This is a genomic window from Caballeronia sp. LZ033 (genome assembly GCF_031451265.1).
In the GTDB taxonomy this organism is placed as follows: Bacteria; Pseudomonadota; Gammaproteobacteria; order Burkholderiales; family Burkholderiaceae; genus Caballeronia.
Genome location: NZ_JARUXQ010000001.1, coordinates 1,876,370 through 1,891,053, shown reverse-complemented (window position 1 = coordinate 1,891,053; position 14,684 = coordinate 1,876,370). Strand labels below are relative to the sequence as shown.

The following is a 14,684-nucleotide window of genomic DNA, read 5'->3' as shown; positions in this document are numbered from 1 at the left end:
CGTTTCCACCGGAGACGTCCGCAGCCTTGCCGGGCGCCGTGGAGCGGGCGGTGAGGTCCGTGGCGTCCGAATGGCGGGTGTTAGAATCAATCCGAATCAAGCGCACGATGCCAGCGAACGAGGCAAACGCGGAAGCAGGTGCGAACGGCAACACACGACGGCCGACTTTCCAGCCCAACGAGAACAACACGATCAAGCCCTTGAGCAAATATCCGTATCCGATTCCCAGCCGCGAAGAGATTCTCGGCGTGCTGCGCACGAGCGAGACTCCGCATGCCGCGAACGACATCGCCGAGGCGCTGTCGATCAAACGCCAGGAGCGTGAAGGATTTTTCAAGCGCCTGGCGGCCATGGAACGAGACGGGCAAATCCGGCTCGACAAACGTGGCCACTATCAACTCACTCATCCATCGAACTTCGTTGCGGGCCGCGTGCAGGGCCATCGCGATGGCTTCGGCTTCCTGATTCGCGACGACGGCCAGGACGACCTCTTCCTGCCCAACGGCGAAATGCAGAAGGTCATGCACAACGACCGCGTGCTGGCGCGCATCGTCGGCTATGACCGTCGCGGGCGGCCGGAAGGGCATATCGTCGAGGTCACGGATCGGGCCAACAAGCGCATCATCGGGCGGCTCATCAACGAGAACGGCGCGCTGATTCTCGTGCCCGAAGACAAGCGTATCGGCCACGACATCCTCATCACGCAGAACCCGAAGAAGGCGAAGGTCGGGCAGGTCGTGTCCGTCGACCTGACGGATTTCCCGAGCCGGCATTCGCAGCCGCTGGGACGGGTGGTCGAGGTGATCGGCGATATCGACGATCCCGGCATGGAGATCGAGATTGCCGTGCGCAAGTATGGCGTGCCGCACGAGTTCAGCGACGCCGCGCTCGCGCTGGCGGCCAAGCTGCCGGACGAAGTGCGGCCGGTGGACATCCGCCATCGTGTGGATCTGCGCGACGTGCCGCTCGTCACGATCGACGGCGAAGACGCGCGCGACTTCGACGACGCCGTGTATTGCGAGCCGGTCACGGTCGGACGCGGGCAGGGTTTCCGCCTGCTGGTGGCCATCGCCGATGTCTCGCATTACGTGCGCCCGAACGAGGCGCTGGACGTCGATGCGCTCGACCGCAGCACGTCGGTGTATTTCCCGCGCCGCGTGATTCCGATGCTGCCGGAGAAGCTGTCGAACGGATTGTGTTCGCTGAATCCGCAGGTCGACCGCTGCGTGCTCGTGTGCGACATGGTCATCACCGCGCGCGGCGAGATCAAGGCCTATCAGTTCTATCCGGGCGTGATGCATTCGGCGGCGCGGCTCACCTATACCGAAGTCGCGGCGGTGCTCACCAACACCAAGGGACCGGAAGCCGCGAAGCGCGCCGACATCCTGCCGCAGCTGCAGAACCTGCATGGCGTCTACAAGTCGCTGCACGCGGCGCGGCAGAAACGCGGCGCAATCGACTTCGATACGACGGAGACGTATATCGTCGTGAACTCGCAGGGCAAGATCGAGCAGATCGTGCCGCGTCATCGCAATGACGCGCACCGGCTGATCGAGGAATGCATGCTGGCGGCGAACGTCTGCGCGGCGGATTTTCTGAAGCGCAACAAGCATCCGGGCCTGTATCGCGTGCACGCAGGGCCGACCGAAGAGAAGCTGGAGAACCTGCGCACCTTCCTGCGCGGCGTCGGATTGACGCTGACCGGCGGCGCCAAGCCGCACGCGAGCGACTACGCCGCGCTGATCGCGCAGATCCGCGACCGGCCCGACGCGCAGATGCTCCAGTCGATGGTGCTGCGTTCGATGCAGCAAGCCGTGTACAGCCCGGACAACATCGGTCACTTCGGTCTGGCGTACGAGGCGTATGCGCACTTCACGAGCCCGATTCGCCGTTATCCCGACCTGCTCACGCATCGCGCCATCTACGCCATCCTGCAGGGCAAGAAGTATCTGCCGGAGATCGGCCACGAGGTGTTCCTGAGCACGGGTCTCACGAAGGCCGCGCGCGAAATGCAGAAGGCCGACGACACGGCGCGCGGTCGTGCGCGCAACAGCGTCGCGATCTGGGAAGAGCTGGGGCTGCATTGCTCGTCGAATGAGCGCCGCGCCGACGAAGCCTCGCGCGACGTCGAAGCCTGGCTCAAGTGCTACTTCATGCGCGACAAGCTCGGCGAGGAATATGGCGGCATGGTGAACGGCGTGACGTCGTTCGGCATCTTCGTGCAGCTGGATTCGCTGTTCATCGAAGGGCTCGTGCATGTGACCGAGCTCGGCTCGGATTACTTCCAGTACGACGAGATCAAGAACGAGCTGCGCGGCGAGCGCACGGGCATTCGCTATCGGATGTCGGATCGTGTGCGCGTGCAGGTGAGCCGTGTCGATCTCGATGCACGCAAGATCGACTTCCGTCTCGTGCGCGACGTGCCGGTCAAGCCGCCGGCGCGTGTTGCAGCGGCGGTGAGCGACGCGGCGGGCGGTGGTGGCTCAAGTGCGCGCGTGCGGCCGTTGTCCGACTCGCTGGTCGACGACGATGCCGTGCCCGGCACGCGTACCCGTGGCGGCACGAACAAGGGTGCGACGCTGGCGGCCGGCGCGCGCGGCGGTGCGGCGAAGAAGCGTGGCGCGGCGTCGAAGTCGGCGTCGCAGGGGCGGCCGGCGCGCAAGAAGCGCTGAAGCGTTTATCGAGCGGCGTGCAGTCCGCGCCGCGAGCCATTACGCGCGGTCCGATGCTTCGTGCTTCGGGCCGCGTCGTGTTTTTATAGTTTTCAGCGAAGGTTCGAATCAGTCATGTCACGTCTCAAGGTTCTCTACGGATTTCACGCAGTCACCGCACGCTTGCGGGCGGATGCATCGTCGATCGAGGAGGTGCTGTACGACCCGTCGCGCAAGGATCGGCGCATGCAGGACTTTCTGCGGACCGCGAAGGAAGCTGGCGTGCGGCTGATCGCGGTGGACGAGTCGCGTCTTTGGGGGCTGGCGGGCAACATCCAGCATCAGGGCGTGGTGGCGCGCGCGAATGACCTGCCGCTCGCGCAGAATCTGGCCGAACTGCTCGACGGCATTTCGGGCACGCCGCTGCTGCTGGTGCTGGACGGCGTGACCGATCCGCACAATCTCGGCGCGTGCCTGCGCGTCGCGGATGCGGCGGGCGCGCATGCGGTGATCGCGCCGCGCGACCGGTCGGCGGGCTTGAACGCGACGGCGGCGAAGGTGGCGAGCGGCGCGGCCGAGAGCGTGCCGTACATCACGGTGACGAATCTGGCGCGGGCGCTGCGCGAACTGAAGGACGCGGGCGTGTGGGTGATCGGCACGGCGGGGGAGGCGACGGCGTCGCTGTACGAGACGAAGCTGGACGGCCCGGTGGCGATCGTGGTGGGCGCGGAAGGCGAGGGGATGCGCCGGCTCACGCGCGAAACCTGCGACGAGATCATGAATATCCCGATGGCGGGGACGGTTGAAAGTCTGAATGTGTCGGTGGCGAGCGGGGTGTGTTTGTTTGAGGCGGTGAGGCAGAGACAGGGGAAGAAGTAAGGTCGACTGTCCATGGCATTTGAACGTCTCGACGACCGCAGCGCGGTGCTCGCTGCGGTGGATGAATTCGATCGCCTCGGGCGGGCTGCTTTCCTTCAAAAATATGGTTTCAAGGAGGCCCGCGGGTACTTCCTCCAGATCGGCGGAAAGCTGTACGACTCGACGGCAATTGCAGGAGTCGCGTACGGAAAACAGTATCCAGCCCACGGCCCCCTCAAGGCTGCTGATTTCAGTGGTGGCGCGGCTACTGTTCGGCATAGGCTCGAAGCACTGGGATTCGAATTCGCGCGTTCGGACGACGCGCCGTCAGACCTTGAGGACCGCCGTGACACGCGTGTGTCCGAGCTCCTGACTATCGGTGGCGTCTATACGCGCGCTGCGTTAAAGCGAATTCTGGACACCAGCGACGCGACGATCAACACCGGTGTCTTTCGCCCAAAGGGCTCGAATTCCGTTCTGCTCTTTGTCACCGAATCGAAGACTGCAGACCGCGTGCAATATGTCGACAAGTTGGAAGGCGATGTCTTGCACTGGCAAGGGCAAAGCTCGGGACGTACCGATTCGCTCATCACTGAACATCGCTCACGCGGTCTGGAGCTGCTAGTTTTCTATCGGACTAAGAAAAGCGAACATTCAGGCGCGGCATTCAGATACGAAGGTCCGTTCGACTACGTAACGCATGCGGAATCGTCACCGACGAGTTTTCTACTGGCACGGAACATCGATGCTGCGGAGGGTCTCGACGTAGCAATTGAGGCGGAAGCCGAAGCACAAGTCGAAGCAAGTGGCGTCTTCAATCCCTCTAGTTTCGAGGACGCGCGGAAGAAGACGTTGACCGCCATTGTCATGCGCCAGGGTCAACCGGCCTTTCGCAATGCTCTTCTGGACGCCTATGAGCGCCGTTGCGCGTTGACACATTGCGATATCGAAGAGGTGCTAGAGGCCGCTCATATCACCCGGTATCTGGGCCCTAAGACGAACGACGTGCAAAACGGCCTGCTGCTGCGCGCAGACTTGCATACGCTTTATGACCGCTTGTTGATCGCTATCGATCCGATGACTCACGAAGTCTCGATCGCACCACAATTGAAACGCAGTGAGTACAGTGAGTTGGAAGGAAGGGTGCTTCGCTTGCCGGCGAATCCTTTACATCGTCCTAGCATCCACGCGCTTCATACGCACTGGATGCTCGTGCAGTCGGATAGGGAGCGAGACTCGTGAGACGCGCGATGAGCTGTGCAGCGCTGCTCCTGCCGTGCTGGTTTACCGCCTGCACCCCCACCCACCTCGACCGGGGCACCTACATCGCCGACCTGACCCACCCCGCAAAGAACGCCGACTCCCGCATCCGTTTCCTCGTGATGCACTACACCGAGATCGACGAAGCCGGCTCGCTCGCGGTGCTCACCGGCGATCAGGTGAGCGTCCATTACGTCGTGCCGGATGCGCCGCGCATCGAGCATGGCGAGCCGGTCGTCTACCAGCTGGTTCCGGAAGACAAGCGCGCCTGGCATGCGGGCGTCAGTTCATGGCAAGGCGCGACCGAACTGAACGCGTCCTCGATCGGCATCGAGAACGTGAACCTTGGTCCTATCGGTCCGACCGGTCCGCTCAGCGAAGGCAAGTGGCAACCCTATCCGCCCGCGCAGGTCGACGCTCTCATCCAACTCTCCCGCGACATCGTCGCGCGTTATCACATCCCGCCGACCCGTGTCGTCGGCCATAGCGACATCGCGCCGCAGCGCAAGATCGATCCGGGGCCGCTTTTTCCCTGGCGCACGCTGTACGATGCCGGCGTGGGCGCATGGCCCGATGCCGACGCCGTCGCCGCGCATCTCGCGGGCCGCGATCCGAAAGCGCCTTCCGACGTGCAGCCGCTGCAGGAGAAGCTGAAGCGCTACGGCTACGACGTCGCCACCGACGGCGTGCTCGACGACAGGACGCGCCGCGTCTTCAGCGCGTTCCAGATGCATTTCCGGCCGTCCGACTATGCGGGCAACGCGGATGCCGAAAGCGACGCCATCGCCCAGGCGCTGCTCGACAAGTACTTCAACCATTAACCCACTAACCCACTAACCGCCATGGGCGACACCTTCCTCACGCTGCGCACGCTCCACATGACCTGCGCAGGCCTCGCCATCGCCGGCTTCGTGCTGCGCTGGATCTGGATGCTCACCGGCTCACGCCTGCTCCACACGCGCCCGGCCAAAGTCCTGCCGCACATCGTCGACACGCTGCTGCTGCTGAGCGCAATCGGCCTGGTCGCGATCATCGGCTTCTCCGCGAACGCCGCCTGGCTCGGCGCGAAGATCGCGGGACTCGTCGTCTATGTCGTGCTCGGCACGCTGGCCCTGAAACGCGGCCGCACCAAAGGCGCGCGCGCCGTCTACGGGGTGCTGGCCATCGTGGTGTTCGCATACATCGCATCGGTGGCGCACAGCCACGATCCGCTCGGCTTCCTGCGCGCCTGGGCATGATCGGCGTGCGTCCCGCGCGCACTCCGATAAAATTCCAGTTTCTCCTCTCGCGCAGCACCCTCCCATGACTCAAGACGAACTCAAGCAACGGGTCGGCCAGGCCGCCGCCGACTACGTGAACGCGAACGTGCCGGAAGGCGCGATCATTGGTGTCGGCACCGGCTCCACGGCCAACTGCTTCATCGACGCGCTCGCCCGCTCGAAGGCGCGCTATCGCGGCGCCGTGTCGAGCTCGCTCGCCACCACCGCGCGGCTCGAAGGCCACGGCTTCAAGGTGTTCGACCTGAACGAGATCGAGTCGCTGCCGGTCTACGTGGACGGCGCCGATGAAATCGACGCCAGCGGCGCCATGATCAAGGGCGGCGGCGGGGCGCTCACGCGCGAGAAGATCGTCGCGTCGGTCGCGGACGTGTTCGTGTGCATCGCCGACGCGAGCAAGCGCGTGCCCGTCATGGGCACTTTCCCGCTGCCGGTCGAAGTCGTGCCGATGGCGCGCACCGCGATCGGCCGCCGGCTCGCGGCGCTCGGCGGCGTGCCCGTGCTGCGTGTGGCAAAGGACGGCGCGCCGTTCATCACTGATAACGGCAACGAGATCATCGACGTGAAAGGCCTCTCCATCGACGATCCCCGCGCCCTCGAAGCCAGCATCAACGCATGGCCGGGCGTCGTGACGGTCGGGCTGTTCGCGGCGCGCGGCGCGGATCTCTGCCTGCTCGGCGCCGAGTCGGGCGTCGAGCGCATCGACTACGCGTAACCTCCGCCACGCAGCAACGCAGCACAAAAACAAAGGCCCGGCGCTTCGCAGCGCCGGGCCTTCTTTCTTCTGGAGAGACCGGATCAGTAAGCGTTGCGTCCGATGAAGCCCTTGAACATCGTCATTGCGACGATCTTCACGTCGAACCAGAACGACCAGTTGTGGATGTAGAACAGGTCGAACTTCACCCGGCTCTGCATCTTCTCGACCTTCTCGGTCGCGCCGCGATAGCCGTTCACCTGCGCCCAGCCCGTAATGCCCGGCTTGATGCGATAGCGGAACATGTAGCCGTACACGAGATCCTTGTACAGGTCGTCATGTTCGAGCGCATGCGGACGCGGACCCACGACGGACATATGGCCGAACAGCACGTTGAGGAACTGCGGCAGCTCGTCGAGACTCGTGCGCCGCAGGAACGCGCCGACCTTGGTCACGCGCGGATCGTTGCGCGTCGCCTGCGTGACGTGTCCGGTGGTTTCCTTGTGCACCGCCATCGAGCGGAACTTGTAGATCGGGAAGGGCCGTCCGTCCGCGCCTTTACGCTTCTGCGTGAAGAACACCGGTCCCTTCGAGGTCGACTTCACCGCAATCGCGATCCCGATCAGCAGAGGCGAGAGCGCGAGCAGGGCGGTCGCCGCGAACAGCCTGTCGAACAGGAGCTTCGGCCACATGCGCAGCGTGCTGACCGGCGAGGTCGTCAGGTTGATGGTCGCCAGGCCCGCGACATCCGTCATCGAATGGTTGAACAGCGAGATGCTGCGCGTATCGGGAATCAGCCGCAGGTTCACGAAGTCATGCCGCAACGCGTGCACGAAGCGATAGATCGTATGTTCCTGCGAGAGCGGCAACGCGAGCCACACTTCGTTGATTTCCTCGGCGCGCACCTTGGCGACGAGTTCGTCGAAGTCGTTCAGCACCGGCAGGCGCGAACCGCCTGTGCCGATCGCACTCGTCGGCGCGTGCCTGACGCCGGTGGCGTGCAGTTCCTCGTCGCCGGTGGTGTCGAGCAGGCAGACCGGCGTGAAGCCCTGTTCCGGCGTGCTGCTCAGATGCGCGAGCAACGTGCGGGCGAAACCCTGCGCGCCGACAATGGCGACGCTGCGCTGATTCAGGCCGCGTCCGCGCATCGCACGCAGGCTGCTGTACACCGCGCACTTGATGCCGATGATCAATGCGCCGGTAATGACCGTCGAATAGGCGAACCAAAGCCGCGATACCGAATCCATCCGGTGCAGCGTGAAGGCCAGCAGCAGGCCCGCGGCCACCACGGCCATCCAGGCGAGCGTCACGCGCGCCAGCATGACCGGCAGGGGCTTGCCGCGCCAGGTGTCGTACACGCCGAACGCGGGGAACAGCAGCAGCGCGAGAACGCAGTTGAAAGCAGTCAGCAGCCGTTCGATGTCGCTGATGTCGAGGGTGGCGAAGCGCATCGAATGCGCGATCAGGCCGCCGGCCACGATCAGCGATACGTCCAGGCAGCGTGCCGACCACGCAAACATGTTTTGATTTTTAGCTTGCATCATTGAACCATTAAACGCTGGAGGCCGATGCTGCCTCGGTGGCACGGAGACGCGGCAGCAGCCGGTCGAATTCACGCTTCACGAGGCCGTAGCACTCGCAGGCGCGGGCTTCGAGGCCTTCGCGATCGACGACCTTGATGCAGCCGCGGCTGTGATGGATCAGGCCCGCGTCATGCAGTTTGCCGGCCGCTTCGGTCACGCCTTCGCGACGTACGCCGAGCATGTCGGCGATCAGTTGCTGCGTCACCTGGAGTTCGTTCGACGCGGTGCGGTCGATCTCGATCAGCAGCCAGCGGCACAGCTGCTTGTTGAGCGAGTGGTGACGGTTGCATGCAGCAGTCTGCGCGACCTGGGTCAGCAGCGCCTGCATGTAGAGCAGCATCAGGCGGCGCAGGAAGTCGGAACGGCCGAACTGCTCGCGCAGCGCTTGCGCGCTCATGCGATACGCGAAACCGGGGCACTGCACTTGAACGCGCGTCGGCATGGTTTCACCGCCCGTCAGCACCGGCACGCCCGTCATGCCCTCGCGGCCCACCGCGGCGATCTCGACCGAGCCACCGTCTTCCATCGTATGGAGCAGCGAGATGATCGCCGTGGTCGGGAAATAGACGTGGTGGATGCGTTGGCCAGAATCGCACAGCAGTTGTTCGGTGCGCAGCTGGACGAGTTCGAGATGCGGAGTCAGTGCCTGCCATTCGTGGGCCGGAAGTGCGCCAAGCAGGTGATTGCCGTGCAGGTCGGACTGGAGGGTCAGCATGATTGGTTCTCTCGTAACTTCGCGCGTTGCGCTTCACATTTTTATTTACTGGTGTGACCGTTCTCTGAATCGATCGCTCGTGCGGCCTTGATCGAAAACGCTTCATCCCAGCCCCGTAGCAATCCGTCGACGGCGTTCTGTTTTTGTTCTGGCCGCCTTTCGGACCGCGAGAGCTTTATAGCGAGGACTGTGCCAGTGTGGGCAATCGCAATGCTGGCGGGGCCTCGTTGCACGGGACAATTTCTTGATGCACCGCAGCGCACCGTTTTTGTTTCAGTATTGAACATGGGTGGTCTTAGGAATCCGTGTGCGCCCCGATTCGTTTCATCAGTCCAATCCCTTCCGAAGGAGGGAAAGACAGGCCAGAGGACCACGCAACAAGCATCGTCACTCGACAGAGCCTGAACATCACTCCTTCTTTCGTAGGGTCAAAGAAAAATGATTCATCCGTGTTCCATGGCTTGAGTGGGGCAGCGATCACGTTGTACGAAAGGCGCCTGTTGATTCCTGTGGAGTCGTTGATGGGTAAGGCTTTGCGCTCGCACCAGGAAAGCAGCCATGAAAATGCGCATCGCGCGGAAACGTTGCGTGCGTTGCACGTGATGAAAAGTGTCGGGAAGCAGAACTTGACCAGGGCATGCATTCGACGGTTCCGCAGTTGAATGACGGCCCACACGCCGCTTGCATGAAGGCACGACCGCAACACGGATTGCCTTGGCGATCGTAAAACGTTTGCTCTGCGATCGTCGGATCAAAGCCATGCGGCGAGCATGAACGCACATTGCTCCGATGCACCGAAATGTTTCATCGAGGACAATGCTGGCGCTGTGTCATTCGACAAGCGCAAAAGATGCTTGGCCGACATCACGGCGTCATGTTTTCACGCTTGAGCCGTATCAGGTAAGCGATTGAAAAAGCCCTTGAAACATAGGCTCAAACGTGTTTTAAAGCGAATGCTTCAAAACACGACTCATCTCGAGTCCGATTGCCTTGTCGAATGCGTTTTGAATGATCAACAGACGATATCGGCAAGTGGAGGAACGACTCGTGCGTAGGCCTCTTCGATGATGTCGAACGAAGCATCGCAAAGGTCCTCTCGGCCACGCGACAACGCACGTGCAAGACGGCATTGCAACACCATCGTCTCGCTGGCGATCTTGCGTGCGCCCGCATGCGCCGACAACGGAATGTCGAAGCCCTGCTCGCGCATCCATTGCAGGTAGTGCGCCAGCAATTCGAAGTTCGCGCCGAGCTGCTGCATCACGTTGAACGCATAGTGACGCGCATACGCTTCGCCGCGTTCGAGCATGGTTTCGACGTGTGCGGGAAACGCTTGGCGCCAGCGCGAGATCGGGTTATGCAGCGGGCGGCGCAGCAGATGCATGCACAGCAGGTCGGCCGAGGTCTCCGCGAGTGGTGTGCCCGTCAGTGCATCTCTCACATGTTTGACGAATTCGACATGGGGAAACAGCGCCGCGGATGTCGCGGCGGGGCGCAGGATGCCGTCATAGTCGGCGCCGTCGAGCAGGTGATAACCGGTGTGATGAAAGTAGCCCAGGCGGCGCGCACCGGGATCGATCACATCGACGCCGATGGTCGTGCGCGCATGTTCGCGATGATAGGCATCGGCACGGGTATCGGGCAGAAAGAAGGCATCCGTCTCGAGCAGGACGATGTTGGCGCGGCGTGTCTGCACGAGCGCGCGTTCTTCGAGCGAGTCGAATACCGCGAGTTCCTGCACCTGCAGGCCATAGAGCTTTTCGATATCGTCGGGAGGAAGTTTGCCGAGTGTGAACTGGTCGTCTTCGAAGTCCTGAGTGACGCTGAATGCGAGCGCCGCGCGCGGTTCGAAGCCGTTGCCGTGCAGCAGTTCGATCCACAGGTCCACGGGCGCCATGCCTTCACGCCAGATGCGCTCACCGCGATGCAGCGCATGCGCATGATGACGCCGTGCACGCAGGCGCAGAGGGTCGAGTGACACGACGCGGGAACGTCCCGCGTTCGATCCCGTCACACCGCTCGTATGGAACGCGCTCATGCCGTTACCTCGGACCGGGAAAACCGGCGTCCGATACCGCGGGCGCGCAAAGCGGGCGGGCTTGTGGTTGTGCGTCTTTGTCGCGTTCGATGGCGGTATGCATTTTGATTTTCCCATGAAGGTGCCGGATGACGCGAGTGCTATCGACGCATGCGCGCGCACGCGGCTGACCGATGAAGGACAGTCGCGTGAGGCCATGTTGGTCGAGCTGGCGTCTTTGTTTCCCCGGACGCCTCTTTTGCGTGTGGTCGGCCCTATTTGAAGCGGCGCGGCGTTTCGGGTCGGTGCGATGGCGCACTGTGCCACGAGGGGCCGGGACGTAAGGTTGAATCGTCGCAACGCCGGTTAATCCCGGTCTCGCCTGGAGATAATCAATGAACTGGAAAACGCTGGATTTCGAACAACTCACTGCGCGTGAGCTTTATTTGATTTTGCGCGCGCGCAGTGCGGTGTTCGTCGTCGAACAGTCGCATGTGCATCTTGATCCCGATGGACGCGATGAAACCGGCCTGCATGTGTTCGCGGCGGAAGACATGAGCCGCTCGATGCCGGTGCTCGCCTATGCGCGCATTCACGGAGGCGATGCGGAAGAACCTGAAGTCGTGGTCGACAAGATCCTGACGAGCCCGCTGCGCCGCGGCGACGGCACCGCGCATGCGCTGATCGAGCGCGTGCTGGCCGTGGCCGCCGAACGCTGGCCGGGCCGCGGCGTGCGCCTGACGGCGCCGGTGAGTCTGCGCGGCTTCTATGAAGCCTTCGGCTTTCGCAAGACCGAAGGACCGTTCCTCGAACACGGCATGCCGTTCATCGGTCTCACGCGCAAGAGCCGGCAGTCGCGCGAAACGGCGAGCCCGTCCCGCGTGCAGTTCGCGGGGCCCGTCGACTACACGAGCACGTTCGAATTGCTGTAGCAGTCCGCAAGGAAAGGTTCAGCAACATAGGTAAGTAAGGGCAGCGGCCGCCGGGCAAGCGCACGGCATGGCCGAAACACCGGCGGCATCACGGGCGAGAGCCTGTCGGGCATCGAGGCAAGAACAACCACACAGGGCGGCAAGCGCCGCTCCGAAACACGCCTCGACCACAATAAGAACAACGCCGCCGGCGCAAGCCGGCGCGCGTGCAAACGACACTTTCATGCGAATAGTCCATCTCGCCAACCATGCGCAGACGATAGGCAACGGCACCGTCAACATGATGGTCGACCTTGCCTGCGTGCAGGCGCGCATGGGCCAGGAGGTCGTGGTGGCATCGTCGGGAGGCGGATTCGAGCCGCTGTTGCGGCGCCACGGCATCACGCACATTCCCTTGCAGCAGTCGCGCCAGCCCTGGCGCGTGCCGTCGATGATCGCGGGCTTCAATCGCCTCATCGACCGCTTCGATCCGGACATCGTGCACGCGCACATGATGACCGGCGCGCTCATCTCGCGCTTCGGCAGCATGCGGCGGCGCTTCGCGCTCGTCACCACGGTGCATCACGAGTTGCAGAAGAGCGCAGCGCTGGTCCGTGCCGGCGATCGCATGGTCGCCGTCAGCCAGGCCGTGGCGGACGATCTCGAGGCGCGCGGCATCGGCGCCGGACGCCTGTCGATCGTCCTCAACGGCGCGGTCGGCGCGCCGCGCCTCGTCCTGCGGCCCGCCGCCCGGCCGGTGAGGTTGCGGCACCCGAACATCGTGTGCGTGGCCGGGATGTATCGGCGCAAGGGCATCGCGGATCTGCTGCAGGCATTTGCGCATGTGCATGAGCAGGCCGCCGGCCAGACCGAATTCCTGCCGGAGCCGCATCTCTACCTCGTCGGCGACGGTCCCGATCGCGGCTCCATGGAAGCGCTCGCGGCCGAGCTCGGCATCGCGGAAGCGGTGCATTTCACGGGCTTCGTCGCCGATGCGCGGCCGTATCTCGCCAGCGCCGACGTGTTCGCGCTGCTGTCGCATCAGGATCCGTCGCCGCTGGTGATCGCCGAGGCGCGCGAGGCCGGCTGCGCGATCGTCGCGACCCGCGTGGGCGGCATTCCGGAAATGCTGGACGGCGGCGCCGCGGGCGTGCTGGTGCCGCCGGGCGAGCCCGCACAGGCGGCGGCGAAGCTGCACTGGCTGCTGATCGACGGCCAGGCGCGCGGCCAGTACGCGGCGCGCGCGCGGCAAAACCTGCAGCAGCTTTCGGTGGAACGGGTGAGCGGCGAATACATGGCGATCTATCAGCACACGCTCGCTGAGCGCGAATCGCTGCGCCGCCGCCAGGGCGCGATGGACGCGCGCCGCGCTCGCGCACCCGATGGCGCCGTATGAGCGGAAACCCGGCGAATCGGCAAAAGCGGCACAAAACACCGGCTGAACATCCGCCTGGCGCAAGCGGCGGATCATACAAAAGACACATGCCAACAGAGGAGCGTTCGCGTTCGCACAGAAAGCCTACGAGATGCTTGCTCAAATGAGTGCATGAACGGTCCGACCGTCGTCCGGGCCGCCAGATCGACCGCTTGCGCCGCGCTGCGACGCCGCCATTCTTCAGTTTCCCTGACGAATGCCGGCGCGCGCGCGGCGCAAGCGCAGGACGGACACGTGCCACGGCGGCGTGAAGCGGTAAGAACGACACACCAACGTCGACGTCGAAGCCAAAGGGATTACCCTGTCAGGAATTTCCTAACTGGCATTCGAAGCAACGAAGACGCAACGTATCAAGCATGACGAATTGACTGAGGGTCGTTCGTCGTGCCTTTCGCAGTCCGGGGAAAGCGAAAGTGATGCGCCCACACACACGGCTACGGATCAGGCGAGAAGGGGAGAAGCGAGATGGATGAAAACAAAGAGCGATCGCTGGTGGCAAAGGTGATGGACGGACTCGTCTCCGGGATCGTCGAGCAGAAATACGGCGCGATATTGCCGCCGCAAGACATCCTCTCGAAAGAGTTCGACGTCAGCCGCACCGTCATGCGAGAGGCGCTCTCGATGCTGCTGGCGCGGCATATGCTGGATGTGCGGCCCAAGACGGGCACGCGCATCCGTCCAATGAGCGACTGGCGCCTGATCGATGAGGACGTGGTCAGCTGGCGCTTTCGCGCGAAGCCGGATCAAACCTTTCTGCGCGATGTAATCGAATTCCGGATGCTGATCGAGCCGCGCGCAGCGGCGCTGGCGGCGGCGCGCGCGACGCCCGACGAGATCGCGGGCATCCGCGATGCCTTCGATGCGCTGTCGGGCATGCAGGTCGGCGAGCCTGAGTACCAGGCGGCCGACGAGGTGCTGCACACGCGCATCGTGGCCGCGAGCGGCAACCAGTTCTTCCGCCAGATGACGGCCATCGTGCGCGGCGCGCTCGTGACGGTGAACCCGATCGTCGACGGTATCGAGTCCGTGCGCGAAGCGACGCTCGCCGCGCAGCGCAGCGTGGTCGAGGCGATCGAGGCGAAGGATCCGGGCGCCGCCGAGGCCGCGACGCGAGCGCTGGTGGACCTGGCGGCCGAGGAAGTGGGCCGTGCGTTCTCGCTGGAGCGCGTCAACAGCCAGCCCGCGCCCGCCACGCCGAACGTGAATGCGTCGGCCGGGGCGGCGTGAAGGGTCGATAGACAGCGCCTGAGCAAAGCGCTCGCCGAGCAGAGAGCCGGGACACG

The 14,684-nt window shown here is 63.7% G+C and carries 12 protein-coding genes; 9 read left to right on the top strand and 3 right to left on the bottom strand.

Features of this window, described 5'->3' with window-relative positions:
* Positions 1 to 107: 107 nt before the first annotated feature.
* From rnr to rpiA, 6 genes are all read left to right on the top strand, one after another.
* Positions 108 to 2,672, top strand: coding sequence for a ribonuclease R (gene rnr / locus QCE62_RS08805; protein ID WP_404987310.1), 2,565 nt, complete (start codon positions 108 to 110; stop codon positions 2,670 to 2,672).
* Positions 2,673 to 2,786: 114 nt separating this feature from the next.
* A complete protein-coding gene (gene rlmB, locus QCE62_RS08800) occupies positions 2,787 to 3,530 on the top strand; it encodes a 23S rRNA (guanosine(2251)-2'-O)-methyltransferase RlmB (RefSeq protein ID WP_309916689.1) in 744 nt (247 codons plus the stop codon).
* Between the two features lie 12 nt (positions 3,531 to 3,542).
* Complete coding sequence (locus tag QCE62_RS08795) at positions 3,543 to 4,751, top strand: HNH endonuclease signature motif containing protein (protein ID WP_309916686.1); 1,209 nt, start codon at positions 3,543 to 3,545, stop codon at positions 4,749 to 4,751.
* An 8-nt stretch (positions 4,752 to 4,759) separates the two neighbouring features.
* Positions 4,760 to 5,590 carry an N-acetylmuramoyl-L-alanine amidase gene (locus QCE62_RS08790; RefSeq protein WP_309919739.1) on the top strand — a complete coding sequence of 277 codons (831 nt, stop codon included), beginning with the start codon at positions 4,760 to 4,762 and terminating at the stop codon, positions 5,588 to 5,590.
* Between the two features lie 21 nt (positions 5,591 to 5,611).
* Positions 5,612 to 6,007, top strand: coding sequence for a SirB2 family protein (locus QCE62_RS08785; protein WP_309916683.1), 396 nt, complete (start codon positions 5,612 to 5,614; stop codon positions 6,005 to 6,007).
* Positions 6,008 to 6,071: 64 nt separating this feature from the next.
* The gene (gene rpiA / locus QCE62_RS08780; protein WP_309916681.1) at positions 6,072 to 6,761 is read left to right on the top strand and encodes a ribose-5-phosphate isomerase RpiA; all 690 of its coding nucleotides are present in this window, start codon (positions 6,072 to 6,074) and stop codon (positions 6,759 to 6,761) included.
* 83 nt (positions 6,762 to 6,844) lie between these two features.
* Here the strand turns inward: rpiA and QCE62_RS08775 are convergent, their stop codons facing one another.
* The 3 genes from QCE62_RS08775 to QCE62_RS08765 all read right to left on the bottom strand — a co-directional run bounded on the left by QCE62_RS08775 (position 6,845) and on the right by QCE62_RS08765 (position 11,076).
* Positions 6,845 to 8,260, bottom strand: a complete 1,416-nt coding sequence (locus tag QCE62_RS08775) for an undecaprenyl-phosphate glucose phosphotransferase (protein ID WP_309916678.1) — start codon at positions 8,258 to 8,260, stop codon at positions 6,845 to 6,847.
* 31 nt (positions 8,261 to 8,291) lie between these two features.
* A complete protein-coding gene (locus tag QCE62_RS08770; protein WP_014191659.1) occupies positions 8,292 to 9,038 on the bottom strand; it encodes a Crp/Fnr family transcriptional regulator in 747 nt (248 codons plus the stop codon).
* 1,012 nt (positions 9,039 to 10,050) lie between these two features.
* Complete coding sequence (locus QCE62_RS08765) at positions 10,051 to 11,076, bottom strand: DUF1839 family protein (RefSeq protein ID WP_309916675.1); 1,026 nt, start codon at positions 11,074 to 11,076, stop codon at positions 10,051 to 10,053.
* 374 nt (positions 11,077 to 11,450) lie between these two features.
* On the opposite strand from QCE62_RS08765, the gene QCE62_RS08760 reads away from it, so the two are divergent.
* The 3 genes from QCE62_RS08760 to QCE62_RS08750 all read left to right on the top strand — a co-directional run bounded on the left by QCE62_RS08760 (position 11,451) and on the right by QCE62_RS08750 (position 14,628).
* Positions 11,451 to 11,987 (top strand): GNAT family N-acetyltransferase, encoded by a 537-nt coding sequence (locus QCE62_RS08760; RefSeq protein WP_309808539.1) that lies wholly within the window; start codon positions 11,451 to 11,453, stop codon positions 11,985 to 11,987.
* 223 nt (positions 11,988 to 12,210) lie between these two features.
* Positions 12,211 to 13,362 carry a glycosyltransferase family 4 protein gene (locus QCE62_RS08755; protein ID WP_309916671.1) on the top strand — a complete coding sequence of 384 codons (1,152 nt, stop codon included), beginning with the start codon at positions 12,211 to 12,213 and terminating at the stop codon, positions 13,360 to 13,362.
* 504 nt (positions 13,363 to 13,866) lie between these two features.
* Positions 13,867 to 14,628 (top strand): FCD domain-containing protein, encoded by a 762-nt coding sequence (locus QCE62_RS08750; protein ID WP_309916668.1) that lies wholly within the window; start codon positions 13,867 to 13,869, stop codon positions 14,626 to 14,628.
* Positions 14,629 to 14,684 lie beyond the last annotated feature (56 nt).

Excerpts from the sequence above, each read along its gene's own strand:
- rnr (WP_404987310.1), top strand. The coding sequence starts at position 108 with ATGCCAGCGAACGAGGCAAACGCGGAAGCAGGTGCGAACGGCAACACA.
- rlmB (WP_309916689.1), top strand. The coding sequence starts at position 2,787 with ATGTCACGTCTCAAGGTTCTCTACGGATTTCACGCAGTCACCGCACGC.
- QCE62_RS08795 (WP_309916686.1), top strand. The coding sequence starts at position 3,543 with ATGGCATTTGAACGTCTCGACGACCGCAGCGCGGTGCTCGCTGCGGTG.
- QCE62_RS08790 (WP_309919739.1), top strand. The coding sequence starts at position 4,760 with ATGAGCTGTGCAGCGCTGCTCCTGCCGTGCTGGTTTACCGCCTGCACC.
- QCE62_RS08785 (WP_309916683.1), top strand. The coding sequence starts at position 5,612 with ATGGGCGACACCTTCCTCACGCTGCGCACGCTCCACATGACCTGCGCA.
- rpiA (WP_309916681.1), top strand. The coding sequence starts at position 6,072 with ATGACTCAAGACGAACTCAAGCAACGGGTCGGCCAGGCCGCCGCCGAC.
- QCE62_RS08775 (WP_309916678.1), bottom strand. The coding sequence starts at position 8,260 with ATGTTTGCGTGGTCGGCACGCTGCCTGGACGTATCGCTGATCGTGGCC.
- QCE62_RS08770 (WP_014191659.1), bottom strand. The coding sequence starts at position 9,038 with ATGCTGACCCTCCAGTCCGACCTGCACGGCAATCACCTGCTTGGCGCA.
- QCE62_RS08765 (WP_309916675.1), bottom strand. The coding sequence starts at position 11,076 with ATGAGCGCGTTCCATACGAGCGGTGTGACGGGATCGAACGCGGGACGT.
- QCE62_RS08760 (WP_309808539.1), top strand. The coding sequence starts at position 11,451 with ATGAACTGGAAAACGCTGGATTTCGAACAACTCACTGCGCGTGAGCTT.
- QCE62_RS08755 (WP_309916671.1), top strand. The coding sequence starts at position 12,211 with ATGCGAATAGTCCATCTCGCCAACCATGCGCAGACGATAGGCAACGGC.
- QCE62_RS08750 (WP_309916668.1), top strand. The coding sequence starts at position 13,867 with ATGGATGAAAACAAAGAGCGATCGCTGGTGGCAAAGGTGATGGACGGA.